This window comes from Kosakonia oryzendophytica (assembly GCF_900094925.1).
In the GTDB taxonomy this organism is placed as follows: domain Bacteria; phylum Pseudomonadota; class Gammaproteobacteria; order Enterobacterales; family Enterobacteriaceae; genus Kosakonia; species Kosakonia oryzendophytica.
Genome location: NZ_FMAY01000001.1, coordinates 224041 through 248534 on the forward strand (window position 1 = coordinate 224041; position 24494 = coordinate 248534).

Sequence of the window (24494 nt, forward strand, 5' to 3'; positions counted from 1 at the left end):
ACGCGTTCTCACGCCACCGCAAACCGGCTGGCCGTGTCGCTTCCCCCGACTTCCCCATCTTTACTGGTAGGGTATTTGACCGCGAACAAACCCCACATCCTCTGTATGATGACAGCCGCGAAAATAGCTGTTTTATCAAGCGTGATAACAACAGGTCAGGCTGCTCATAACGTCGTCAACAAAAGGTAAGGGATGATGAGAAAATATGGTTACGGCGCGCTGGCGCTACTGTTTGCCGCGTTTGGTTGCCAGGCGGAGATCACCGAAGCACAAATAGATGCCGACTGCGCCAAAATTAATGATTACGCCAAACAGGGCAATCAATTCTATCAGGCCAAAAACTACGCCAAAGCGAGGGAGGCGTTCATTCAGCAAACCGCGTGGCTTGAGCAGTGTGAATACGGCGGAAATCAGCCCAATGAAGCACTGATAGCCACTGCTTACAATAACGTGGCGCTGACGTTTATTCGCGAGGGTGAATACCGCAAAGCGCAAGCCTGGCTGCAAATCATGCCGGACGATCAGAAGTCGCAATATAACCTTTCGCGTATTCAGGACAAGCTACTCGCGCTGCCAAAACCGACTTCCGCCGCTGGCGAATATTGGCAATATGCCGGGCGTGGAGAATGGGAAGTACTGACCCTTAAAGCAGAAGGTAATGACCGCTATCAGGCCGACTGGGCGGGTTACTCGTTCGGTCTCATGGGGCTCTATTACGGGCCAAATATCGGTGAATTCTCGGAGAAAGTGACCTTCAAAGAGAATAAAGGCGACATCAACCTGCACGACGATGAAGATATTGCGCACTGCACCATTTCGCTGACGCTGTCGGCAGATAAGCAAACAGTGAATGCAAAAACCGATGCCGATGACTCGATGAATTGTGGTTTTGGTCATAACGTCAGCGCCGACGGTAAATACCTGCGCGTGGATTGACGCGCAGGTTTACTCCCCTCGTCCCCGGCGCTACAATTCCCGCCCTGAAATCAGGGGAACGCCCCCTGCAGCCTCACCCCGGTGAGGCTATCTGACCTGTCATCAGAATGAGACCATCATGTTTAAACCGGAACTCCTTTCCCCGGCGGGAACGCTGAAAAATATGCGTTACGCTTTCGCTTACGGCGCGGATGCCGTTTATGCTGGCCAGCCGCGTTATTCGTTGCGGGTACGCAATAACGAATTCAACCACGAAAACCTGCAAACAGGCATTAACGAAGCCCATGCACTGGGCAAGCAGTTTTACGTGGTGGTGAATATCGCCCCGCACAACGCCAAGCTGAAAACATTCATCCGCGACTTAAAACCGGTGGTGGATATGGGGCCGGATGCGCTGATTATGTCCGATCCGGGGCTTATCATGCTGGTACGAGAACATTTCCCGCAGATGCCGATCCACCTCTCCGTTCAGGCGAACGCCGTGAACTGGGCGACGGTAAAATTCTGGCAGCAGATGGGGCTGACGCGCGTGATCCTCTCCCGCGAACTGTCGCTGGAAGAAATTGAAGAGATCCGCACGCAGGTGCCGGAAATGGAAATCGAAATTTTCGTCCACGGTGCGCTGTGCATGGCCTACTCCGGCCGCTGTCTGCTCTCAGGTTATATCAACAAGCGCGACCCGAACCAGGGCACCTGCACCAATGCCTGCCGTTGGGAATACAACGTGCAGGAAGGCAAAGAAGACGCCATCGGTAATATCGTGCATGTTCACGAGCCGATCCCGGTGCAGAACATTGAACCGACGCTGGGCGTTGGCGCGCCAACTGACAAAGTGTTTATGATTGAGGAAGCGCAACGTCCGGGCGAGTATATGACCGCCTTTGAAGACGAACATGGCACCTACATCATGAACTCCAAAGATCTGCGCGCCATTGCTCATGTGGAGCGCCTGACCAAAATGGGTGTGCACTCGCTGAAAATCGAAGGGCGTACCAAGTCGTTCTACTACTGCGCCCGTACTGCACAGGTCTATCGCAAAGCCATTGACGATGCCGCCGCCGGGAAACCGTTCGACACCTCACTGCTGGAAACGCTGGAAGGCCTGGCGCACCGTGGCTATACCGAAGGTTTTTTACGTCGCCATACCCATGACGACTACCAGAACTACGAATATGGGTACTCCGTCTCCGAGCGCCAGCAGTTTGTCGGCGAATTCACCGGCGAGCGCAAAGGCCATCTCGCCGCAGTTGCAGTGAAAAATAAGTTCTCTGTCGGCGATAGCCTGGAGCTGATGACCCCGCAAGGTAACGTTAACTTCACGCTGGAACAGATGGAAAATGCCAAAGGCGAAGCAATGCCCGTTGCACCTGGCGACGGTTATACCGTCTGGCTACCCGTGCCAGAAGATATGGCGCTGGAATACGCCCTGTTGATGCGCAATTTCGATGGTCAGTCGACGCGAAATCCGCACGCCTGAGCGGTGTCCTGAATAGTTAAGTACGGTTATTTATTGCAGGAGAAGATTCTTAGAATCGGATCACATACCGTTGCGGTTAATATGGGTATCATCCACCTCGCTGAAAAACATAACCCATAAATGCTAGCTGTACCAGGAACCACCTCCTTAGCCTGTGTAATCTCCCTTACGCAGGCTGATTTTTTTTCTCCATTCTTCCGCTTTTTCTCCGCATTGCCGTTTCCTGACATACACTTTGCTGATGTTGTTCAGTCAGGGTGAAAAAGGATGCATGAAATTCCCACAAGCTTATTGATCCTCAACGGTAAAAGCGCTGGTGACGAAACGCTGCGCGAAGCGATAACGCTGCTACGCAATGAAGGTATGGATATTCAGGTGCGGGTGACCTGGGAAAAAGGTGATGCCGGACGCTACGTGAAAGAGGCGCAGCAGCTCGGCGTCTCAACGGTGATCGCGGGTGGTGGCGACGGGACCATTAACGAAGTGGCAACCGCACTGGTGGACTGCGCGGGAGAACATGTTCCGGCGTTGGGCATTTTACCGCTCGGCACCGCCAATGATTTTGCCACCAGCGCCGCCATTCCGGATGCGCTGGACAAAGCGTTACAGTTGGCGATTATCGGCAAAGCCGTGCCGGTGGATATCGCCAGGGTTAACGATAAAACCTGCTTTATCAATATGGCGACCGGTGGCTTTGGCACCCGCATTACCAGCGAAACGCCGGAAAAACTCAAAGCCGCCCTCGGGAGCGTCTCCTATCTGATCCACGGTCTGATGCGTATGGATATGCTGAAAGCGGATCGTTGCGAAATTCGTGGCGACAATTTTCACTGGCAGGGAGATGCGCTGGTCATTGGCATTGGTAATGGCCGTCAGGCGGGGGGCGGGCAGCAGCTTTGCCCGCAGGCGCTGATTAACGATGGGTTATTACAGCTGCGTATTTTTACCGGCGATGAACTCCTGCCCGCGCTGTTCACGACATTAACGCAACCGGATGATAATCCGCATATTATTGACGGAAAATCGGCCTGGTTTGAGGTGAATGCCCCCCATGAACTGACTTTTAATCTGGACGGTGAACCGCTGCGCGGGGAGCATTTCCGCATTGAAGTGCTCCCCGGCGCCTTGCAGTGCCGGTTGCCGCCGGATTGCCCGTTATTGCGCTAGCAGGCATTTTCAGGCCGCAGGGTCAGTACCCTCGGGCATTTATTATTTTTTATCAGTCGTGACTGAGGGTATTGGCTTCGATATACGTAAAATTAATGTCTTCGCCAAGCCCCGGACGCTGCGGCAAATGGACAAAACCCTCTTCATCCATCGGGTCGATAAGAGAATTGAGATATGCCGCCGGTTGATCGTAATCCAGGAACGGGTGCAGCAAACCGCGTTCATACCAGCGGCAATTACGGATCGCGCCTATCACCGCGAGGCTTGCCGCACCATTGCCGTGAATTTCGCAGTCCATGCCGAACGATTCCGCCAGATTTGCCACTTTCAGCGTGGGCGAGATCCCACCGACACCATTGGCCCCGGCGCGCAGGATGTCGCATGCGCCCGCTTTGATCCAATCAGCGCGGCTGTGATGCTTACCGCCCAGGCTTTCCGGTCCGATAATCGGAATCGACAGATTTTCCGCCAGCCAGACGTACGACGACATGCTCTCTTCTGCCATCGGCTCTTCGAACCAGGCAAAGTTGAGTTTTTCCAGCTCCTTGCCGATGTACAGCGCGTCGGTACGGCTGTACCAGTGATAACCATCAATCATTAAATCGATATCCGGCCCGACCGCTTCGCGCACCGCGGCGCAGGCTTTCACGTCCATTTTCGGATCAGGCGCGAATTTAACGGGCGGCATCCAGGTGTGCAGTTTGATGGCTTTGTAGCCGCGCGCTACCAGCTTTTCAGCAAATGCCGCGTACGCTTCCGGGGTGGAGAGACCGCCTTCAAGCTCGTCACCGCACATGGTGCTGCCATAGGCCGGCACTTTATCGCGGTAGCCGCCGAGCAGTTTATACACCGGCATATTGAGTTTGCGGCCCATCAAATCCCACAGCGCCTGTTCAACGAACGACAGCGCACGTTCGGTCAATTGATGGGCACTACCGCGCTGCCAGTGCACCAAATCCTGCCAGATGCGTTCGCGGTGAAACGGATCCTGACCCACCATCACTTTGCGGAAAAAGGTATTAAGCACAAAGGGACGCACCACTTCCGGCGGCGCAAACGCATACCCTTTGCTGCCATCGTCTGCGGTAATCGTCAGCATCGCCATTTTCGCCTGGCTTTCCGGCCCCGGATGCGAGTGTCCGGCGCTGTCGGAAACCCGTCGTGTGGGATGCTGAAAAACGGTGACGTTTACAGATTCTATTTTCATTGCATGTCCTTTTTTTTGAAAAGACGTTTCATAACAGAATATATGCACAAAAATATGTCACATCCTCGGACAATTTCCGCTATGCATTGGCCTTTTTTTGGGCATGCGCATGACACTGCGTGACAGTTTTCACAAAAAGTTTCGCAAACGCGATGAAGAGCGGGAAAGGTGTTTGAATGAATGGAAAGTGAGTTTTACGTTTTTATCCCCTCTCATTGAGAGGGGATAACCGTCATCAGGCAATGGTTACTTTGTCATCCAGGTAGACATCCTGCACGGCGTTAATCAACTTCACGCCGTCCGTCATGCTTTTCTTGAAGGCTTTGCGCCCAAGGATCAGTCCCATACCACCGGCGCGTTTATTAATAACCGCAGTGCGCACGGCATCGCTGAGATCGGTATCGCCTCCCGCTGCGCCACCGGAGTTAATCAGCCCGGCGCGGCCCATATAGCAGTTCGCCAGTTGGTAACGCACCAGGTCAATGGGGTTATCACTGGTCAGCTTGCTGTAGACACGCTCATCGGTGTAACCGAAGTTCACCGCTTTATAGCCGCCATTGTTTTCCGCCATTTTCTGCTTCACGATATCAGCGCCGATGGTCGCGGCAATATGGTTCGCCTGACCGGTTAAGTCCGCGGACACATGGTAATCCACGCCCTCTTTTTTGAACGCGGAGTTGCGCAGGTAAGCCCACAATACGGTGACCATTCCCAACTCATGCGCGCGCTCAAACGCCGCCGAGATCTCTTCAATCTGCCGGCGAGACTCCTGCGAACCAAAATAGATGGTCGCCCCAACCGCCACGGCACCCATGTTGAACGCCTGTTCCACACTGGCGTACAGCGTCTGGTCATATTCCGTGGGATAGCTCAGGGTTTCGTTGTGGTTAAGTTTCACCAGGAAAGGGATACGGTGTGCATAACGACGGGAGACAGAAGCAAGCACGCCGTAGGTGGAGGCGACGCAGTTACAGCCCGCTTCGATCGCCAGCTCAACGATGTTTTTCGGATCGAAATAGAGCGGGTTCGCCGCGAACGAGGCGCCTGCTGAGTGTTCGATCCCCTGGTCTACCGGCAAAATCGACAGATACCCGGTTCCGGCCAGACGCCCATGATTATAAAGCGTCTGCATATTACGCAGCACCGCAGGCGGACGGTTGTTGTCCACCATCACGCGATCAACATAATCGTTTCCTGGCAGATAGAGCTGGTCGGCGGGGATGGTCATACAACGGTGTTGCAGAAGGCTGTCGGCGTCTTTGCCAAGTAGCTGCACGATATCAGTCATAGCTATGCTCCCGTAAACTTCGCGCAAGGCGAAATGGATTGTCCTTACCCGACTTTCGCCGGGCAGAGATAATCCTGGCCCTCATACGCGCAATTTTCCACCGACGACGCTTTTTTTCAGCATAATCTGCTGGCACGTTTCGTATGTGCGTTTACCACCACTGATGGAAATGGTGCACCGGCCCGATGCCGTGCCCCACCTCCAGCGAGTCCGCCTGCGCCAGCGCCGCTGTGAGCCAGTTTTTCGCGTCCGCTACGGTCGCGGCCCAGTCGTTATGACGTGGGCGCAGCGCCGCCAGCGCAGCAGAGAGCGTACATCCCGTACCGTGGGTATTCTTCGTTGCCACGCGTGGCGTCGTAAAGCGCTGTGCGCCATCGCGGGTGAAGAGCCAGTCCGGGCTTTCGGCATCATCCAGATGCCCGCCTTTCATCAATACCGCTTCGCAGCCTAAGGCCAGCAACGCTTCCCCCTGTGCATGCATCTCTTTTTCTGTCCGGGCATGCGGGGCATCCAGCAGCGCGGCGGCTTCCGGTAAATTGGGTGTAATAAGTGAAACCTGCGGCAGTAAATGCTGACGCAGCGCCGACACCGCCGATGGCGATAACAACGGGTCACCGCTCTTGGCGAGCATAACGGTGTCCAGCACCACATTGCGCACCCGGTAGCGTTGCAGGCGTTCCGCCACCGCTTCAACGATGTCGGTCTCCGCCAGCATGCCGATTTTGGTGGTATCAATGCGAACATCACTCAACACGGAATCGAGCTGCGCGGCGACAAAATCCGGTTCAATGCGATAGACCGACTGAACCCCGCAGGTGTTTTGCGCCACCAGCGCAGTGATCACCGAGCAGCCATAAGCCCCTAACGCGGAAAAAGTCTTCAGGTCAGCCTGGATCCCGGCACCACCGCTGGGGTCGGTACCGGCAATGGTTAAAGCGTTGATCCGTTTCATTGCAGCCCCTCCCCGTTCAGCGCATACAGCGCATCGAGAAATTCAGCCACAAAACTACCCGGTCCTGTGCTCTTCGTTACGGCCAGACTGCCCGCTCGCGCCATAAAAGCACAAGCTGTCGCCACATTGACCAGCCGATTGCCTTCCAGTGCACAACTGGCGGCCACCACCGCCGACAAGGCACAACCGGTGCCGACAACGCGCGTCATCAGCGCATCACCGCCGGTGACCATCAGGGTGCGCTCACCGTCCGTGATGTAATCCACCTCCCCGGTCACGGCCACTATCGCACCGGTTTGCCGTGCAAGCGTTTGTGCCGCGGGCAGCGCCGTGCTGGCGGTATCGGTCGTGTCCACGCCGCGCCCACCTGCACTCATTCCGGCCAGTGCAAGGATCTCCGAGGCATTACCGCGAATGGCGGCGGGTTGCAAAGTGAGAAGCTGTTGGCAGAACTGTGTGCGGAATGTCAGCGCGCCAACAGCAACGGGGTCCAGTGTCCAGGGCGTGTCCGCCGCTCGCGCGCTGTCAATCGCCGCACGCATCGCATCGGCGCGTTCACGGGTTAACGTCCCGACGTTAATCAATAACGCATCGGCAATGGCGCTGAATTGCTGCGCTTCTTCGGGTTCAATCACCATCGCAGGCGACGCGCCCAGCGCTAACAATACGTTGGCAGTGAAGGTTTGCACAACGTCATTGGTCATGCAGTGTACAAGCGGAGAACGGCGGCGGAATTGCTGTAACGCGTGCGCGGTTTGCGCACGATCAAGCAGGTCAGGTTGCATAAATTCGCTCCTGCCCGGCGTGAAGAAGGGATGCCGGGCAGGCATCTGACTTCCCTACGCTGGCATTATCCAGATCAGGTGGTACGGGTATTTCTCAGCCTTCACAAAGAAGGGCACCCCGAGTCAAAGGGACAGTGCGTCCCGGTCAGCAGATTAAGGGAATGGACAGGTGAACACAAGCGGGTTAAATAACCTGCCGCGGGTGAAGCGGCAGCGAAGAGGCCCCGCCAGCGACAACGATACGTGCATCGCCCGCGGCAGGTTACAGAAGAGAAATCAGTGACGTGGGTCAGGCCAGCAGCGCATCTGCCGGTGCCCTATCCTCATTAGCAGATCGAACACGCTAAGACCGACACCCTGATTTTCTCTTTTGCCGTATAAGTGCTGCTCCGTTTTACGGGTTTTTCATCACTAAGGGGTTGTCTACCCTTATTGGTATCAACAGAAACCCTGTGTTAACGGAGTATGTATGAAAGCTATCGCCATTACCCACGCTGCCCGGCACGGCAGCAACCTGGATTTCCTCACCGACATCGACCTGCCACAACCTGAGGCCCACGACCACGACCTGCTGATTGAAGTCAAGGCCGTGTCTGTTAACCCGGTAGATACCAAAGTTCGCGCCGGTTTCAACGCCGATACGCCACGTGTACTGGGCTGGGACGCCGTGGGCGTCGTGAAAGCGGTGGGCGAAGCCGTGACCCTTTTTCAGCCAGGAGATGAAGTCTGGTACGCCGGGGCGCTAACCCGTCCGGGCAGTAATAGCGAATATCAATTAGTGGATGAACGTATTGCAGCGCTGAAACCGAAAACACTGGATAACGCATCCGCCGCCGCCCTGCCCTTAACGGCCATTACGGCCTGGGAATTGCTGTTCGATCGTCTGGGCGTGCAGGAAAAGGGTAACGAAGGCGACGTGTTGTTGATTGTTGGCGCGGCAGGCGGTGTCGGATCTATCCTCACACAACTGGCACGTAAGCTGACACGTCTGACGGTGATTGGCACCGCGTCGCGACCTGCCAGCCAGCAGTGGGTGAAGGAGCGCGGCGCGCATTATGTGATTGACCATAGCAAGCCACTGACGGAAGAGCTGGCGCGTATTGGCATCAAACAGGTTAGCCATGTCGCCAGCCTGACAAACACCGAGGATCACTACCAGCAATTGATCAATGCGCTACAACCCCAAGGCAAGCTGGCGCTGATTGACGACCCGCAAAGCCTTGACGCGCTGCCGCTGAAAGTCAAAAGCATTTCACTGCACTGGGAGTTTATGTTTACCCGCTCCATGTTCACCACGGCGGACATCATTGCCCAGCATCAGTTGCTAACCCGCGTGGCAACGTTGATTGATGAGGGCGTGTTAAAAACCACCCTTGGCGAACACTTTGGCGCGATTAACGCCGCAAACCTGCGTAAAGCTCATGCGCTTCTCGAAAGCCAGCGCGCGGTGGGTAAAATCGTGCTGGAAGGCTTTGACAACTGATCTCTTGCCAGGATTATTCTCAAACGTTACAAGCGGATAGCGAAAACCGGTGTCCGCTTTTCCTGCTTTCTCCTGGGTTTGCTTACACTTTTTACCAAAGCGTTATTTTTTCGTTGTTGCTCAGCCGTAAGTTAACAGCAATGATGACCTGCGAATTTATGCAACTACGTGAAATGGATAAGAACAACCTGGAGAGAGTATGCGTAAAACAAAAATGATGCTTCTGGGCGCACTGTTGGCAACCGCCAGTTCCGCGTTTGCCGCACCGCAAACCGCCGCTGCTACAGGGCCGCAATCGTACGAGATTAACGAATTCGTCGCTGACTTCACGAAATTCCACATTGGCGATGTGGTACCGGAAATGTACCGCAGCCAGGAGTACAACATCAAACAGTGGCAGTTGCGTAACCTGCCCGCACCCGATGCCGGCAGCCACTGGACCTATATGGGCGGTAACTATGTGCTCATTACCGACGCTGACGGTAAAATTCTCAAAGCCTATAATGGCGACATCTTCTACCACCGCTAAGTAAGGAACACCTGTGATTATCCGCCGCTGGCAGGAAAGCGATCGGCCATTTTTACGCACCCTCTATTTGCGCGCCCGAAAAAGCAGTTGGACGTGGCTCGACAGCAGTGCGTGGCAGCTGGAAGATTTCGACGCTGTCACCCTCGGTGAAGCCATCTGGGTAGCGGAAGAGGATGGGCACCGGATGGGGTTCGCCTCGGTCTATGAGAACGATAATTTCCTGCACAACCTTTTTGTGGATCCGGACTTTCAGGGGAGAGGCGTGGGTAGCGCATTGCTCAAGCATGCGCAGTCAACGTTTACCCACACCGGGGCGCTGAAGTGTTTGTCGCTTAACGAAGGGGCGCTGAAATTCTATCAGCGCCACGGCTGGCATGTCGAAGCACAGGGCGTCTCGCCGCAAGGGGACTATTTGTTGATGCACTATGTGCTGAAACCGTGATCGTCGGCGGCCAGATTTACCCCCTGACGCCAATCTGTTTCTCCAGGCCTGATGCGCTCAACGCCATCAGGCCTCTATTTTTACACGGCGCGGAAAGCGATATCGCCTGGGATCACTTCACCCTGCCAGTAAAGCTGCGCGGCAACGCGCCCGGCAAGCTGGCGGTACAGCGCGGTAAACTCGCTGTCCGGGCGGCTGACCACGGTGGGCGTGCCTTTATCGAGATCTTCACGTAACGTGATGTGCAGCGGCAACTGACCTAACAGCTGCGTATGGTATTGCTGCGCCAGTTTCTCTGCGCCGCCGGTGCCAAAAATCGGCTCATGGTGACCGCAATGGCTGCAAATATGCACGCTCATGTTTTCCACGATGCCCAGCACTGGCACCTCAACTTTCTCAAACATGACGATGCCTTTTTTGGCATCAATCAGCGCGATATCCTGCGGCGTGGTCACCACCAGCGCGCCCGTCACCGGGATGTTTTGCGCCAGCGTCAGTTGGATGTCACCGGTGCCTGGCGGCATATCCAGCACCAGATAATCCAGATCCGGCCACATCGACTCCTGCAACAGTTGCAGCAGCGCCTTACTGGCCATCGGGCCACGCCAGACCATGGCGTTATCGTCGGTCACCAGATAACCGATAGAGTTGGTTGCCAACCCGTGCGCCATGATCGGCGCCATATGCGTACCGTCTGGCGAAGTGGGGCGCTGATCTTCCGCTCCCAGCATTACCGGAATAGATGGCCCGTAAATATCGGCATCGAGAATACCGACTTTCGCCCCTTCCGCCGACAGCGCCAGCGCCAGGTTAACCGCCGTCGACGACTTCCCTACCCCGCCTTTGCCAGAACTGACGGCAATGATGTTCTTCACACCGTTAACGCCCGGCTGATTTTTCACGCGTTTTAACGTGGCGATGTTGTAAGAGAGTTTCCAGTCAATGGCTTGCGCACCTGTTATGCGCAGCAGCTCCGCGCTACATTGCGTCTGCAATTCGCCAAATGCACTGCGCCAGACAAACGGCATAACCAGTTCGATATGCAGGGTCTCGTCCAGCCAGGCGACATGGTGCAGCGCTTTCAGCGCGGTGAGATTGTGCTTCAGGGTTGGGTGCTGAAAATTTGCCAGCGTCCCGGCGACCATCGCACGTAAGGCTTCCGGGGATTTGGCCTGGGATTGCGAACTCATCCCGACTCCTTTGTAGTTGTTCTGAAAACGACATTGTAGCCACTCAGTTTACCCTGGGGGTAATAATTATCCATTTATGGATTAATGCCCTTATCGCTTGGCGCGATTGTTCCCCTTTTGGTACTATCGATACCCCTTTTTCTCAAGAAGATGTAATGCCCACTATGACTCAAGTCGCGAAGAAAATTCTGGTAACGTGCGCTTTGCCGTACGCCAACGGCTCCATCCACCTCGGCCATATGCTGGAGCACATCCAGGCTGATGTCTGGGTCCGTTACCAGCGAATGCGCGGCCATCAGGTCAATTTCATCTGCGCCGACGATGCGCACGGTACGCCGATCATGCTGAAAGCACAGCAGCTTGGCATCACGCCGGAGCAGATGATTGCCGAAATGAGTCAGGAGCATCAGACCGATTTCGCTGGCTTCAATATCAGCTACGACAACTATCACTCCACGCACAGCGACGAGAACCGCGAGCTGTCGGAGCTGATTTACACGCGCCTGAAAGAGAACGGCTTTATTAAAAACCGCACCATCTCTCAGCTTTACGATCCGGAAAAAGGCATGTTCCTGCCGGACCGTTTTGTAAAAGGTACCTGCCCGAAATGTAAATCACCGGATCAGTACGGCGATAACTGCGAAGTGTGTGGCGCGACCTACAGCCCGACCGAGCTTATCGAACCGAAATCCGTGGTTTCCGGCGCGACCCCGGTGATGCGTGACTCTGAACACTTCTTCTTTGATCTGCCCTCTTTCAGCGAAATGCTGCAAGCATGGACCCGTAGCGGCGCGCTGCAGGAGCAAGTGGCTAACAAAATGCAGGAGTGGTTCGAATCTGGTCTGCAACAGTGGGATATCTCCCGCGATGCGCCCTACTTCGGTTTCGAAATCCCGAATGCGCCGGGCAAATATTTCTACGTCTGGCTGGACGCGCCTATCGGCTACATGGGGTCGTTCAAAAACCTGTGTGACAAACGCAGCGATCTGAACTTTGATGACTGGTGGAAGAAAGAGTCCGACGCCGAGCTGTATCACTTTATCGGTAAAGACATCGTTTATTTCCACAGCTTGTTCTGGCCTGCGATGCTGGAAGGCAGTGGTTTCCGTAAACCGACCAACCTGTTCGTCCACGGTTATGTGACGGTGAATGGCGCGAAGATGTCCAAATCCCGCGGCACCTTTATCAAAGCCAGCACCTGGCTGAACCACTTCGATGCCGACAGCCTTCGCTACTACTACGCCGCGAAACTCTCTTCGCGCATTGATGATATTGACCTGAACCTGGAAGATTTTATCCAGCGCGTGAATGCCGATATCGTCAACAAAGTGGTGAACCTCGCCTCCCGTAACGCTGGCTTTATCGCCAAGCGTTTTGACGGCGTGCTGGCGGCAGAACTGGCGGATCCACAGTTGTACAAAACCTTTACCGATGCCGCAGCCACCATTGGCGAAGCATGGGAAAGCCGCGAGTTTGGTAAAGCGGTGCGTGAAATTATGGCGCTGGCGGATGTGGCAAACCGTTATGTCGATGAGCAGGCTCCGTGGGTGGTGGCAAAACAGGAAGGTCGCGATGCCGACCTGCAGGCGATCTGCTCAATGGGCATCAACCTGTTCCGCGTGTTGCTGACTTATCTGAAGCCCGTACTGCCATCGCTGGCGGAGCGTGCAGAAGCGTTCCTGAACACCACGCTTGCATGGGATGCTATTGACCAGCCGTTGCTGAGTCACAAAGTCAACGCCTTCAAAGCGCTGTATAACCGCATTGAGATGAAACAGGTGGAAGCACTGGTGGAAGCGTCCAAAGAAGAAGTGAAAGCGGCCGCCGCACCGGCGACTGGCGAACTGGCGGACAACCCGATTCAGGAGACCATCAGTTTTGATGATTTCGCCAAAGTCGATCTGCGCGTGGCGCTGATTGAGAACGCCGAATTCGTTGAAGGTTCCGATAAGCTGTTGCGCCTGACGCTGGATCTGGACGGTGAAAAACGCAACGTCTTCTCCGGTATTCGCTCTGCGTACCCGGATCCGTCGGCGCTGATTGGTCGTCTGACAGTGATGGTCGCCAACCTCGCACCGCGTAAAATGCGCTTCGGCATCTCTGAAGGGATGGTGATGGCGGCAGGCCCTGGCGGGAAAGATATCTTCCTGTTAAGCCCTGACAGCGGCGCAAAAGCAGGCCAGCAGGTCAAATAAATCAAAAAGGCGCTGATATCAGCGCCTTTTTTCTATACTGAACAGACTCAACGAGACACAGGGGAATATCGTGAAATTCAGTCAACTTATTGCCGCACTCTTTTCTGTCGCGTTACTGCTCGGCCTGAGCGGCTGCGAGGAAAAAGAGCAGAGTAAATCCTTTCAGTGGTCCGGGCAGGGTACAGAAATGACGCTGACCTATTACTATAAAGATGACAAAGTGCTGCGCCAGACGGCAAACAATAAATTTGACTACGCCGCCGTCGGTGTGAAAAGCAAAGAAGAGGCAAAAAGCATCCTCGGTCCTGTCAGCCAGAAATACCAGAACATAAAAGGCATCACGGAAAAGGTGGATTATCAGGACACCTACGCGCTGGAAACACTGAATGTGGATTACAGCACGGTGAATTTTGCCGATTTGAGCGCCCTGCAGGGTGCGGAATTCACCGGCGAGGTGAAAGACGGCATCAGCATGAAAAAATCAGAAGCGTTGTTGAAAGCGCGCGGCTTTAAAGAAGTGAAATAAGCGGCATTGCCCGAAAGCGTCAACGCTTTCGGGGCTGCAACGGGCTCTTGCACAGGCCGGATAAGGCACAGCCGCTATCCGGCCTGTTTGCGTTATTTCTGTGGTTTTTGCCCTTTCACCGCTAAGCCGCGCAGGAAGTAACGCAAAAACTGGTCGCCGCATTCACGGAAATTCTTATGCTCCGGCGAACGCATCATGGCGGTGATTTCTGGCATCGAAACGCGGAATTGCTGGGCGGTGAGGATCGCCAGAATATCGTCCGTCTTTAACGAAAAGGCGATGCGCAGCTTCTTCAGCACAATATTGTTATTCAGCTTACGCTCGGCAACCAGTGGCGGCGCACTCTCATCCTTGCCGCGTTTTTCGTAGATCAGGCCGTTCAGAAAAGCGGACAACACAATATCCGGACACGGCTGATAACCGGCCTCATCCTCTTTGCGCAGCCAGGGGGCTAACTGTTCGACGGTGACGGGCGTGTCCGCCAGCGCCAGGATCCGCACCAGTGCAGCATTGTCCACTTGCAGGGTGTAACGCAGGCTGCGCAGGATATCGTTATTAAGCATCTTGTTTCCCGGAAATGATGAACCAGCGCGCAGTTTAGGCATCGTGCAGGAATTTACAACCCCAGCGCCTCTTTTAAATTTTTCAGATAGCGGCGACTTACCGGCACCGTCAGGCCATCGCGCAGCAATAACTCCGCCTGCCCGTTATCTTCAAGACGAATTTCTTTCAGGTGCGCCAGATTCACCAGATACTGACGATGACAGCGGATCAGCGGCGTACGGCTCTCCAGCGTTCGCAAGGTCAGCTCGGTAAACCCCTCTTTGCCTTCATGACTGGTCACATACACCCCGCTCATCCGGCTACTGACAAACGCCACCTCTTCCATCTGCAACAGCCAGATTCGGCTATGCCCGGTGCAGGGAATAAACTTCAGCGCGTCCTGATTTTCCGGCAATACGGAAACATCCTGCTCATTACGCTCCTGGCGCAGACGGGTGAGCGTTTTCTCCAGCCGGCGTGCTTCAATGGGCTTAAGCAGATAATCAAACGCGTGCTCTTCAAAGGCCTGCACTGCGTATTCATCAAAGGCGGTCAGAAACACCACATAAGGCCGGTTTTCCGGATCCAGCATACCGACCATTTCCAGCCCACTGATGCGCGGCATTTGAATATCCAGAAACAGGACATCCGGGCGCAGCTTGTGCACCGCGCCAATGGCTTCAACCGCATTGCTGCACTCACCCACAATCTCAATATCGCTCTCTTCCTGAAGCAGAATACGCAGGTTTTCCCGGGCCAGCGGTTCATCATCAACAATCAGCACTTTTAACATGCGTGTTCCTCCAGCGGGAGTCGTAAGGTAATGCGGGTAAAGATGTCCGGCTCACAGGCGATAGTTATCCCGCACTCGTTACCGTAACGGGCGCGTAAGCGCTTATCCACCAGGCTCATGCCCAACCCACTGGCGTCACCTTTCGGCTGATACAACCCCGCGTTATCTTCAATCGCCAGCAGCAGATGTTGCCCGTCAAGACTGGCGTTGATGGAAATTTCGCCGACGCCAAGCAGTTGTGAGGTGCCGTGTTTAATGGCGTTTTCCACGATCGGCTGTAGGGTAAAGGCGGGCAGATGCAGATGTGCAAGCGTTTCGGGCACATGTAACTGCACCTGTAAACGCGACTGAAAACGCGCTTTTTCAATTTGCAGATACGCATTCACGTGCTCGATTTCGTCCGCCAGCGTGACAATCTCCGATGGCCGTTTCAGGTTTTTACGAAAGAAAGTCGACAGATACTGCACCAACAACCCGGCCTGATCGCTATCCCGGCGGATCACCGCTTTCAGCGTATTCAGCGCGTTAAACAAGAAATGCGGGTTAACCTGCGCGTGCAACAGTTTGATTTCTGACTGGGTAAGCAGCGCTTTCTGACGTTCATACTGCCCGGCCAGGATCTGCGCCGACAACAACTGGGCAATCCCTTCCCCCAGGGTGCGGTTGATAGAGCTGAAGAGGCGATTCTTCGCCTCATACAATTTAATGGTACCCACCACGCGCTGGTTCTCACCGCGTAAGGGGATCACCAGCGTAGAGCCTAATTTGCAATGGGGATGCAGCGAGCAGCGGTACGGCACTTCGTTGCCGTCGGCATAAACCACCTCCCCGGTCTCAATAGCGCGTTGCGTCCACACCGAGGAGATTGGCCGCCCGGGCAGATGGTGATCGTCACCGATGCCGGTAAACGCCAACAATTTTTCGCGATCGGTGATCGCCACTGCACCGATTTCCAGCTCTTTATACAGCACCTGCGCCACTTTCATGCTGTTCACTTCATTAAAGCCCTGGCGCAAAAAACCTTCTGTTGAGGCGGCGACTTTCAACGCAGTGGCGGAAAATGCCGAGGTGTATTTTTCAAACATGGCGCGCTTATCCAACAGGATGCGCATAAACAGCGCGGCGCCCACGGTATTGGTCACCATCATCGGTGCGGCGATGCTCTGCACCAGGTGCAGCGCGCTGTCGAACGGCCGGGCTATCAACAGAATAATCAGCATCTGTATCAGCTCCGCCACGCAGGTCACCGCGCCTGCGGTAAACGGGCTAAACACCAGATCGGTGCGCCCGCGCTTGATCAGAATGCTGTGCATCAGGCCACCGAGCAGCCCTTCGACAAAGGTGGAGATCATACAGCTGAGCGCCGTCATGCCGCCCATCGAGTAGCGATGCAAACCGCCGGTTAACCCCACCAACCCACCAACCAGCGGGCCGCCAAGCAGCCCGCCCATTACTGCGCCAATTGCGCGGGTATTGGCAATAGAGTCTTCAATGTGCAGACCAAAATAGGTGCCGAGAATGCAAAAAATGGAGAAGGTGACATAGCACAACAGCTTGTGCGGCAGACGTACCGTGACCTGCATCAGCGGAATAAACAGACGCGTTTTGCTCATCAGCCAGGCGATGACTAAAAACACGCACATTTGCTGGAGCAGTAACAACACCAGATTAAACTCGTACATACCCGCCAAACCACATCAACTGAAAGCGCGTAACATACAGGGAGTCGCTTCGCGTTTCTTTGAAGCTTTCCAAAAAAATGCCAAATCGTGCTCGCTATCACAAAGTTATCTTAGGAATTGAATACATAACGCAAATTTTCACCCCCAAGCCCGTCCACGATAAACAACAGCTACAGTTAGCATGGGGAGAGTGCAGGCAAAGGTGAAACCATGGCGCTTTACACGATCGGCGAAGTGGCAGTGTTGTGTGATATTAACCCCGTGACGCTGCGCGCCTGGCAGCGACGATACGGATTATTAAAGCCCCAGCGCACGGATGGCGGGCACCGCCTGTTTACCGATGCGGATATTGACCGTATCCGGGAAATCCAGCGCTGGATAGACAGTGGTGTGCAGGTCAGTAAAGTACGCGCTCTGCTCTACAACGAAACGGAAGAGGCACATAACGGCTGGCGCGCCCAGCAGGAAACCGTGCTGCACTATTTGCAGGAGGGCAACCTCAACAGGCTGCATGTGTGGATCAAAGAGTGCACCCGCGACTACCCCGCCCGAACGCTGAACACCTCGCTCTTCGCTCCGTTACGCCGCCGTTTGCAAAGCGCCCAACCGGCATTGCTGGGTCTGCTGGATGGCGTCCTTATCAACCATATCTCTGTTTGCCTGGCATCGGCGCGGAAAAAGAATGAGAAAGGCGCGCTGGTGATCGGCTGGAATGTGCAGGACACCACACAGTTGTGGCTGGAGGGCTGGATGGCAAGCCAGCAGGGCTGGCGGGTGGATGTGTTGCCCCATTCACTGCCGCAGGTACGCCCGGAGATGTTCGAGGGTCAGACCTTGTTAGTCTGGTGCGGCGAGACGCCGACAGCTACGCAGCAACAACAACTACGGGCATGGCGCGACGACGGCCATCCGGTCCACCTTCTCGGTATTTAATGTTTTATCAACAACCCGGCTCCCTTTATACTACGCGTCTTAACAAAAGGAGCGAAAAATGAAGCCTGGTAAAATTATCGTCATCACCCTTTTTCTGCTGATGGCGATCGGTGGAATCAGCGGCGTGATGCTGGCGGGTTATTCGTTTATTGTACGTGGCGGTGCCGGTTAAGCAGGCGCGCCAGCCGCTCAAACCCTCTGTCGACAATGATCGCCGCCAGCGCGACCAGCACCGCTCCTTGCACAACATACGCCGTATTAAACCCGCTTAAGCCAATGATGATCGGCGTACCGAGGGTGCTGGCCCCCACCGTTGAGGCGATGGTCGCGGTGCCGATATTAATGATGACCGATGTTCTTACCCCGGCGATGATCACCGGCGCCGCCAGCGGCAACTCCACCTTCAACAAACGCTGCGTGCCGCTCATTCCCATGCCCTGCGCCACGCTTTGCACACCGTCGGGAACAGCCGCAATGCCTGCCAGCGTGCCCTGCAAAATCGGCAGCACGCCATACAGCACCAGCCCAATGATCGCCGGTTCTTTGCCAAATCCCATGACCGGGACCGCAATGGCCAGCACCGCCACGGGTGGAAAGGTTTGCCCCACCGCTGCGATGGTCTCCGCCAGTGGGCGAAACTCACGCCCGGCCGGACGTGTCACCGCGACAGCCACCCCGACGCCAATCACGATGGCAATCGCGCTCGAAACGGCCACCAGCGAGAAATGTGCGGCGGTAAGTGCCAGGAAACTCTCCTGTAAATAGACCGGGCGCGGCAACTGCGGGAACAACGCGCCAAATACCCCGGCGCTTTGCGGCAACCAGAGCAGCAGCGCAACAAACAACGCCACCAACCATAACAACGGATCACGCAGGTATGTCACCGGAGGCCTCCACACGCAGCAGATCGCGAAAATGCAGCGTACCGCAGGGTTGCCCCTGCGCATCGCAGACAGGTAACACATCGCACTGGCGAGCAACAAAGGCCGACAACGCTTCGCGCAGTGACATATCATCACGCAGCGGCTCGCCGTCTACTGGCTGCTCGTGTCGCAGATAGCCACGCACCTGGCGAAGTGACAACAGGCGAACGCCCAGTTCGCTGCGGCCAAAAAACTCGCGCACAAAATCGTTACGCGGCGCGGTCAGCATGTCCAGCGGCGTCCCCTGCTGCACCACTTCGCCGCTATCCATTAACACCAGATGATCGGCCAGTTGCAGCGCCTCATCAATGTCATGCGTCACCAACACAATGGTGCGCCCAAGCAGACGGTGAATGCGCACCATCTCCTGTTGTAAGGCCGCGCGCGTCACCGGATCTAACGCACCAAACGGCTCGTCCATTAATAATACTTCCGGATCCGCCGCCAGCGCTCTGGCCACACCGACCCGCTGCTGTTGCCCGCCGGAAAGCTGATGCGGGAAACGTTCGCGCAGCGACGACTCCAGCCCCAGCAGTGCCATCAACTCATCCACACGGGCATTGCTTTTGCTCCGCGACCACTTTTGCAAATGCAGCACGGTGGCAATGTTTTGCGCTACGGTCCAGTGCGGAAACAGGCCAATCGATTGAATGGCGTACCCCATACGCCGGCGAAGCGCAAGAACCGGCTGTTGGCGGATATCCTCCCCGGCAAACAGAATGGTTCCTTCGTCGTGCTCCACCAGCCGGTTAATCATCTTCAGCGTGGTGGACTTGCCGGAACCCGAGGTGCCAATCAGCACGGAAAACGCACCGGTTTTAAAGTGTAAATTAAGGTTGTTCACCGCCCGCTGCCCGGCGAAAATTTTACTGACGTTGTTAAACTCAATCATGGCTGTTTCACCTTCAGCAGCGCTAACCCTAATCCGAACAACGCATCCACGACAACCGCCAGCGCAATCACCGGAATAACCCCCAATAGCACCAGATCCAGCGCACTGCTTAGCAGCCCCTGGAAAACCAGCGCGCCAAACCCACCTGCACCAATCAATGCGGCGATCACTGCCATTCCCACGGTCTGCACCGAGACCACCCGCATACTACGCAGCAACAAGGGCAACGCCAGCGGCACACGCACATGCCAGAAGCGCTGGCGGGCGCTCATGCCCATCGCACTGGCGCTTTCCAGCACCTCCTGCGGCACCTGGTTCAGCCCCGCCACTACACCGCGCACCATCGGCAACAATGCATAGAGAATAAGTGCAATCAGCGCAGGGGTCAGGCCCGTTCCGGCAATACCGAAACGCGACAACCACGGGAAATGCAGTACCAGCCCGGCGAGCGGCGCAATCAGCAGACCAAACAGCGCGACCGAGGGAACCGTCTGGATCACATTGAGGATGGCGAACACCGGCCCCTGGCGCAGCGGATGGCGGTAGCACCACAAACCGATGGCAAAGCCGATCGCCAGCGCAGGCAACAGCGTACCCAGCAACAACGTCAGGTGTTGTGCCAGTGCATCGTTGAACACATCCTGGCGGTTTGCGTATTCGCGCAGCAGTGAGAGATTATCCAGCTCGCCGCTGAGCAGCAGAAAAAGCGGTAGCGCCCAAATCTGGGCGTGCAGCAGCCAGCGCCAGACCGGATGCGCGGCAAAACGTCGAATGGCGTCGCTACAGATCAGCAACGCCAGCGCCAGCCACAGCCACCACCCGCTGCCGGGCGAGGTACGGGCCAGCGCACTGCCGCTTTGCGCAAGATCCGTCGCCGCACGGCCTGCGCTCCAGACCAGCAGCCAGACCAACGCTTCCGCCAGCAGCAACGTCGCCAGCTGCGCGCCACGCCCCGGCACAAAACTGAGTACCAGCAGCAGACACGGCAGCAGCAACCACAGCGCCGAAAAAAGCTGCCACAGCGCCCGACTCTCACCGGAGACCAGACGGTTGGGCGCATAGTTAATAAACGGCAACCCTGTCGCCGCCAGCGCCAGTATCACCAACAGCAACAGCACGCGGTTATGGCAGCGTAATGATCCCTCCATCACGCGGCTTATTTCACCAGGCCTTTTTCTTTCAGATAATCCGCTGCCACTTTCTTCGCATCCAGCCCTTCAACGGCAATGCTGGCGTTCAGTTTTTGCAGGGTTTTCTCATCCAGGCTGGCAAAAACAGGCTTCAACCACGCATCCAGTTGCGGATAAGCTTTCAGTACGGCTTCGCGCACGACCGGGGTGGGCGCATAGATGGGCTGCACGCCTTTCGGGTCGCTCAGCGTTTGCAGCCCCAGCGCAGCAACCGGGCCGTCGGTGCCGTAAGCCATTGCCGCATTCACCCCGGATGTTTGCTGCGCTGCCGCTTTAATCGTCACCGCCGTATCGCCGCCCGCCAGCGACAACAATTGATCCTGCTTGAGGGTGAAGTTGTAGGCTTTTTCAAACGCCGGCAGCGCATCGGTACGTTCAATAAATTCCGCCGATGCCGCCAGTTTGAATACGCCGCCCGCTTTCAGATAGCGGCTGAGATCCTCAAGAGACTTAAGTTGATTTTTCTGCGCCACATCCTGGCGCACCGCAATGGTCCAGGTGTTATTGGCAGGCGCTGGCGTCAGCCATACCAGCTTGTTCTGCTCAGCATCGAGCTTTTTCACTTTCTCGTAGCCCTGCTGCGCATTTTTCCAGGCGGCATCATTCTCATCTTTAAAGAAAAACGCGCCATTACCGGTGTACTCCGGGTAGATATCCAGCTCACCCGAGGTGATCGCCCCGCGGACTACGGGTGTAGTACCAAGCTGGACTTTATTGACTGTTTTTACGCCATGACTTTCCAGTACCTGCAAAATAATATTGCCCAGCAGCGCGCCTTCGGTATCGATTTTAGAACCGACTTTAATGGGTTCCGCCGCCTGCAAAGGTAAGCTCACACTGGCTATCAGCGCCAGTGAGCAGGCAATCTTCTTCGTGATTGTCATTGTCTTTTCCTCAGTTTTACTGCCTTTTTCAGCAGGTTGAGAAAAAAGCGTAGCTGAAAAATGGCGGCTTTGTCGCGTTAACCATTTAAACGATAAAGGAATAAGGTATAGCGAAGAAAATCGGGCCGGTTTCCCGGCCCGAAAAGGATTAGCGGAGTTCGAATTCGCCCTGTTTAACGCGGGCGGAGTCGACGCCGATAAAGACATTGAATTTGCCAGGTTCCGCGTCGTATTTCATGCGCTGATTCCAGAACTTCAGCGCATCAACATCAATCGGGAAGCTGACGGTTTTGGTTTCACCCGGCTTCAGGTTCACCTTGTCAAAACCACGCAGTTGTTTCACCGGGCGGCTCATGGAGGCCGTCACATCCTGCACATACATCTGCAGCACGGTTTGACCTTCACGCTTACCGGTGTTCGTCACCTGCACACTGGCCGTTACTTTGCCTGTGCGTGTCAGGATCGGTGCGGACATTTTCACATCGGAAACGCTAAACGTGGTGTAACTCAGACCATAACCAAACGGATACAGCGGGCCGTTAGCTTCGTCGAAGTAACGGGAGGTGTATTTGTTCGGCTTATCGGCATCGTACGGACGACCGGTATTAAGGTGGCTGTAATAGACCGGGATCTGCCCGACCGAGCGCGGGAAGGACATGGGCAACTTACCGGACGGGTTGTAATCGCCAAACAGCACATCGGCAATCGCGTTACCGCCTTCCGTACCGGCAAACCAGGTTTCGAGGATTGCATCCGCTTGCTGATCTTCTTTGACCAGTGCCAGCGGGCGACCATTCATCAGCACCAGCACCAGCGGTTTACCGGTGGCTTTCAGCGCGGCGATCAAATCTTTCTGGCTCTGTGGAATGGTGATATTGGTGCGACTTGAGGCTTCATGCGCCATCCCCTGCGCTTCACCCACAACAGCCACCACGACATCCGATTTCTGCGCCGCAGCCACGGCTTCATCGATCATCGCTTTCGGCGAACGAGGGTCAACCACCACCGCCGGCTCATACAGGTTTAGGAAGTTAACAATGTCTTTGTCGTTGGTAACGTTCGCACCTTTGGCGTAAATCACGTTGCCTTTACCGGCCAGCGCATTACGGATGCCGGTAAGCACGGTAACGGACTGATCGGCCACGCCTGCTGCAGACCAGCTTCCCATCGAGTCACGCTTGCTGTCCGCCAGCGGCCCAATCACCGCCACGGTACCGGATTTTTTCAGCGGCAGAGTGTCGAGGCGGTTTTTCAACAGCACCAGACTTTCCCGCGTCACTTCACGCGCTTCTTTGCGATGTAAACGGCTCTCGGCATTGGTGTCTTGCGGATCGCTCTCTTTCGGTCCCAGGTGGCTGTAGGGATCGTTAAACAACCCCATATCGTATTTCACATTCAGTACATGGCGAGTCGCATCATCCAGTTCCGCCATGGTCACTTTGCCGGATTTCACCAGCCCGGGCAGATACTTGCTGTAGTACTCATCGCTCATGCTCATATTGATGCCGGACTTCAGCGCCACGCGCACGGCGTCTTCCGGATCGGCAGCAGTGCCGTGTTTAATCAGCTCTTTGATTGCGCCATGGTCGGAAATGGTGATGCCCTTAAAGCCCCACTCGTCACGCAGCAGATCTTTCAGCAACCAGGCATCCGAAGAAGCAGGCGTGCCGTTGAGCGAGTTGAGCGCCACCATTACCCCACCACTCCCGGCATCCAGCGCCGCTTTATAGGGAGGCATATAGTCGTTGAACAGACGCTGTGGGCTCATGTCCACCGTGTTGTACTCTTTGCCGCCTTCCACCGCGCCATACGCCGCGAAGTGCTTCACGCTGGTCATCACCGAGTAGCGGTCTGCCGGGCTTTTGCCCTGCATCGCTTCGACCATCGTGCGCCCCATGGTTTCCGTCAGATACGTATCTTCACCGAACCCTTCGGAGACACGTCCCCAGCGCGGATCGCGGGAAACATCCACCATCGGTGCCCAGGTCATGTTCAGGCCGTCATCAGCGGCTTCATAGGCCGACACCCGGCCAACGGTTTTTACCGCCTCAAGGTTAAAACTGGAGGCCAGTCCGAGGCTAATCGGGAACACGGTACGTTGACCATGAACCACATCGTAGGCGAAAAAGAGCGGAATTTTCAGACGGCTAAGCTGCATCGCCTGATCCTGCATGGCGCGGATATCCTGCCGGGTAACGGTGTTAAAAATGGCCCCCACCTGGCTCACTTTGATCATGTCGCGAATCGCCTCTTTTGGGTTATCCGGGCCGACACTGATCAGGCGTAGCTGGCCAATTTTTTCATCAACAGTCATTTTTTTGAGCAAGTCGGTGACAAATGCATCCCTTGCTTCCGGCGTCAGCGGATGGTTGCCGAACATCTCATCCGCCAGTGCGGGTTGCAGCGCAAGGCTCACGGCGACACCTACAGAACATAGCCATTTCATGTCGTTTTACTCTCTAGTATTTTCACCCAAA

Annotated in this window: 23 protein-coding genes and 1 riboswitch; of the genes, 10 read left to right on the forward strand and 13 right to left on the reverse strand. The window is 55.5% G+C overall.

Features of this window, described 5'->3' with window-relative positions:
• Window positions 1-195: 195 nt before the first annotated feature.
• The 3 genes from GA0061071_RS01085 (at window position 196) to yegS (ending at window position 3580) form a co-directional block, all read left to right on the forward strand.
• Window positions 196-936, forward strand: a complete 741-nt coding sequence (locus GA0061071_RS01085) for a hypothetical protein (protein ID WP_061494043.1) — start codon at window positions 196-198, stop codon at window positions 934-936.
• Window positions 937-1054: 118 nt separating this feature from the next.
• Window positions 1055-2413 carry a prephenate-dependent tRNA uridine(34) hydroxylase TrhP gene (gene trhP / locus GA0061071_RS01090; RefSeq protein WP_061494042.1) on the forward strand — a complete coding sequence of 453 codons (1359 nt, stop codon included), beginning with the start codon at window positions 1055-1057 and terminating at the stop codon, window positions 2411-2413.
• 267 nt (window positions 2414-2680) lie between these two features.
• Window positions 2681-3580 carry a lipid kinase YegS gene (yegS, locus tag GA0061071_RS01095; protein ID WP_061494041.1) on the forward strand — a complete coding sequence of 300 codons (900 nt, stop codon included), beginning with the start codon at window positions 2681-2683 and terminating at the stop codon, window positions 3578-3580.
• Between the two features lie 52 nt (window positions 3581-3632).
• Here yegS and GA0061071_RS01100 read toward each other — a convergent pair whose 3' ends face one another.
• From GA0061071_RS01100 to thiM, 4 genes are all read right to left on the reverse strand, one after another.
• Window positions 3633-4787 (reverse strand): mandelate racemase family protein, encoded by a 1155-nt coding sequence (locus GA0061071_RS01100; RefSeq protein WP_088238064.1) that lies wholly within the window; start codon window positions 4785-4787, stop codon window positions 3633-3635.
• A gap of 235 nt (window positions 4788-5022) precedes the next feature.
• Window positions 5023-6075: a class I fructose-bisphosphate aldolase gene (fbaB, locus tag GA0061071_RS01105; protein ID WP_061494039.1), complete on the reverse strand. Its 1053-nt coding sequence runs from the start codon at window positions 6073-6075 to the stop codon at window positions 5023-5025.
• Window positions 6076-6226: 151 nt separating this feature from the next.
• Window positions 6227-7027: a bifunctional hydroxymethylpyrimidine kinase/phosphomethylpyrimidine kinase gene (gene thiD, locus GA0061071_RS01110; protein WP_088238065.1), complete on the reverse strand. Its 801-nt coding sequence runs from the start codon at window positions 7025-7027 to the stop codon at window positions 6227-6229.
• Window positions 7024-7812 carry a hydroxyethylthiazole kinase gene (gene thiM / locus GA0061071_RS01115; RefSeq protein WP_088238066.1) on the reverse strand — a complete coding sequence of 263 codons (789 nt, stop codon included), beginning with the start codon at window positions 7810-7812 and terminating at the stop codon, window positions 7024-7026. The genes thiD and thiM overlap by 4 nt, the downstream gene beginning before the upstream one ends.
• Window positions 7813-7846: 34 nt before the next feature.
• Window positions 7847-7943, reverse strand: a riboswitch (TPP riboswitch).
• Window positions 7944-8281: 338 nt separating this feature from the next.
• Between thiM and GA0061071_RS01120 the strand changes: the two genes are divergently transcribed.
• The 3 genes from GA0061071_RS01120 to GA0061071_RS01130 all read left to right on the forward strand — a co-directional run bounded on the left by GA0061071_RS01120 (window position 8282) and on the right by GA0061071_RS01130 (window position 10266).
• Window positions 8282-9295, forward strand: coding sequence for a zinc-binding alcohol dehydrogenase family protein (locus tag GA0061071_RS01120; protein WP_088238067.1), 1014 nt, complete (start codon window positions 8282-8284; stop codon window positions 9293-9295).
• A gap of 199 nt (window positions 9296-9494) precedes the next feature.
• Window positions 9495-9824 (forward strand): RcnB family protein, encoded by a 330-nt coding sequence (locus GA0061071_RS01125; protein ID WP_088238068.1) that lies wholly within the window; start codon window positions 9495-9497, stop codon window positions 9822-9824.
• Window positions 9825-9837: 13 nt separating this feature from the next.
• A complete protein-coding gene (locus tag GA0061071_RS01130) occupies window positions 9838-10266 on the forward strand; it encodes a GNAT family N-acetyltransferase (protein WP_088238069.1) in 429 nt (142 codons plus the stop codon).
• 80 nt (window positions 10267-10346) lie between these two features.
• Here the strand turns inward: GA0061071_RS01130 and apbC are convergent, their stop codons facing one another.
• Window positions 10347-11456, reverse strand: a complete 1110-nt coding sequence (gene apbC, locus GA0061071_RS01135) for an iron-sulfur cluster carrier protein ApbC (RefSeq protein ID WP_061494033.1) — start codon at window positions 11454-11456, stop codon at window positions 10347-10349.
• 164 nt (window positions 11457-11620) lie between these two features.
• On the opposite strand from apbC, the gene metG reads away from it, so the two are divergent.
• Together metG and GA0061071_RS01145 are read left to right on the forward strand one after the other, a co-directional pair.
• Window positions 11621-13651, forward strand: coding sequence for a methionine--tRNA ligase (metG, locus tag GA0061071_RS01140; RefSeq protein WP_088238236.1), 2031 nt, complete (start codon window positions 11621-11623; stop codon window positions 13649-13651).
• A gap of 70 nt (window positions 13652-13721) precedes the next feature.
• Window positions 13722-14177, forward strand: a complete 456-nt coding sequence (locus GA0061071_RS01145) for a YehR family lipoprotein (protein WP_061494032.1) — start codon at window positions 13722-13724, stop codon at window positions 14175-14177.
• 92 nt (window positions 14178-14269) lie between these two features.
• Here the strand turns inward: GA0061071_RS01145 and GA0061071_RS01150 are convergent, their stop codons facing one another.
• From GA0061071_RS01150 to GA0061071_RS01160, 3 genes are read right to left on the reverse strand one after another with little or no spacing between them, the layout of a single operon-like run.
• The gene (locus GA0061071_RS01150; RefSeq protein ID WP_061494031.1) at window positions 14270-14740 is read right to left on the reverse strand and encodes a YehS family protein; all 471 of its coding nucleotides are present in this window, start codon (window positions 14738-14740) and stop codon (window positions 14270-14272) included.
• A 53-nt stretch (window positions 14741-14793) separates the two neighbouring features.
• Window positions 14794-15513 carry a two-component system response regulator BtsR gene (btsR, locus tag GA0061071_RS01155; RefSeq protein ID WP_061494030.1) on the reverse strand — a complete coding sequence of 240 codons (720 nt, stop codon included), beginning with the start codon at window positions 15511-15513 and terminating at the stop codon, window positions 14794-14796.
• Window positions 15507-17195, reverse strand: coding sequence for a sensor histidine kinase (locus GA0061071_RS01160; RefSeq protein WP_061494029.1), 1689 nt, complete (start codon window positions 17193-17195; stop codon window positions 15507-15509). The genes btsR and GA0061071_RS01160 overlap by 7 nt, the downstream gene beginning before the upstream one ends.
• Before the next feature lie 210 nt (window positions 17196-17405).
• Between GA0061071_RS01160 and mlrA the strand changes: the two genes are divergently transcribed.
• Window positions 17406-18128, forward strand: coding sequence for an HTH-type transcriptional regulator MlrA (mlrA, locus tag GA0061071_RS01165; protein ID WP_061494028.1), 723 nt, complete (start codon window positions 17406-17408; stop codon window positions 18126-18128).
• Between the two features lie 58 nt (window positions 18129-18186).
• The gene (locus tag GA0061071_RS01170; RefSeq protein WP_071889924.1) at window positions 18187-18300 is read left to right on the forward strand and encodes a protein YohO; all 114 of its coding nucleotides are present in this window, start codon (window positions 18187-18189) and stop codon (window positions 18298-18300) included.
• On the opposite strand, the gene GA0061071_RS01175 is transcribed toward GA0061071_RS01170, so the two are convergent.
• The 5 genes from GA0061071_RS01175 to bglX all read right to left on the reverse strand — a co-directional run bounded on the left by GA0061071_RS01175 (window position 18275) and on the right by bglX (window position 24463).
• Window positions 18275-19012, reverse strand: a complete 738-nt coding sequence (locus GA0061071_RS01175) for an ABC transporter permease (protein WP_088238070.1) — start codon at window positions 19010-19012, stop codon at window positions 18275-18277. The genes GA0061071_RS01170 and GA0061071_RS01175 overlap by 26 nt on opposite strands.
• Window positions 18996-19943, reverse strand: a complete 948-nt coding sequence (locus tag GA0061071_RS01180) for an ABC transporter ATP-binding protein (RefSeq protein ID WP_061494026.1) — start codon at window positions 19941-19943, stop codon at window positions 18996-18998. Before GA0061071_RS01180 ends, GA0061071_RS01175 begins: the two co-directional genes overlap by 17 nt.
• A complete protein-coding gene (locus GA0061071_RS01185; protein ID WP_088238071.1) occupies window positions 19940-21091 on the reverse strand; it encodes an ABC transporter permease in 1152 nt (383 codons plus the stop codon). The genes GA0061071_RS01180 and GA0061071_RS01185 overlap by 4 nt, the downstream gene beginning before the upstream one ends.
• A gap of 8 nt (window positions 21092-21099) precedes the next feature.
• Complete coding sequence (osmF, locus tag GA0061071_RS01190; protein WP_061494024.1) at window positions 21100-22017, reverse strand: glycine betaine ABC transporter substrate-binding protein OsmF; 918 nt, start codon at window positions 22015-22017, stop codon at window positions 21100-21102.
• A gap of 148 nt (window positions 22018-22165) precedes the next feature.
• Window positions 22166-24463, reverse strand: coding sequence for a beta-glucosidase BglX (gene bglX, locus GA0061071_RS01195; RefSeq protein WP_061494023.1), 2298 nt, complete (start codon window positions 24461-24463; stop codon window positions 22166-22168).
• Window positions 24464-24494: the final 31 nt, after the last annotated feature.